The following is a 569-nucleotide window of genomic DNA, read 5'->3' as shown; positions in this document are numbered from 1 at the left end:
CGTCTTTGTCGGCCACGCTGCCAAGAGACATGGCACAAAGTCTAGTTATCTGTGCCAATGTGTCAATGGTGGTGTCCCCAGGCTGTCCGCCACGATTGGTACCGTCACGCACATGGCCAACCGGACGCATCGATACGAGGCCGAGGTGACCTGGACCGGTAATACGGGTTCCGGGACCAGTGGCTACCGCGATTACGCACGCGACCATGACGTGACCGGCGTCGAGGCGTCCGGCAAGCCGACCATCCTGGGCAGCGCTGACCCGGCCTTCCGCGGCGACCCGCAGCGCTGGAACCCCGAGGAACTGCTCGTGGTCAGCCTGTCCCAGTGCCACATGCTGTGGTATCTGGCGCTGTGCGCCAAGGCGGGCATCACCGTGACGGCCTACAGCGACCGCCCGGACGGGGTGATGAGCGAAAACGCCGAGGGCAGTGGCGTTTTCACCGAGGTTACGTTACGGCCGCGGGTGACCATCGCCGAGCCGAGTCGGGTCGGCGATGCCACCGAGTTGCATCACGAAGCCCACCGGATGTGCTTCATCGCCAATTCGGTCAACTTTCCGGTGAGTG

1 protein-coding gene is annotated in these 569 nt (G+C 64.0%); it reads left to right on the top strand.

Annotation, left to right across the window (positions count from 1 at the left end; genetic code table 11):
- Nucleotides 1-112 precede the first annotated feature (112 nt).
- The coding region (locus AO501_RS18730) for an OsmC family protein (protein ID WP_055579143.1) at nucleotides 113-569 on the top strand (457 nt) is incomplete at its 3' end.

The sequence above is a fragment of the Mycobacterium gordonae genome, from assembly GCF_001417955.2.
GTDB lineage: Bacteria > Actinomycetota > Actinomycetes > Mycobacteriales > Mycobacteriaceae > Mycobacterium > Mycobacterium gordonae_B.
This window is presented reverse-complemented; position numbering and strand designations above follow the sequence as displayed.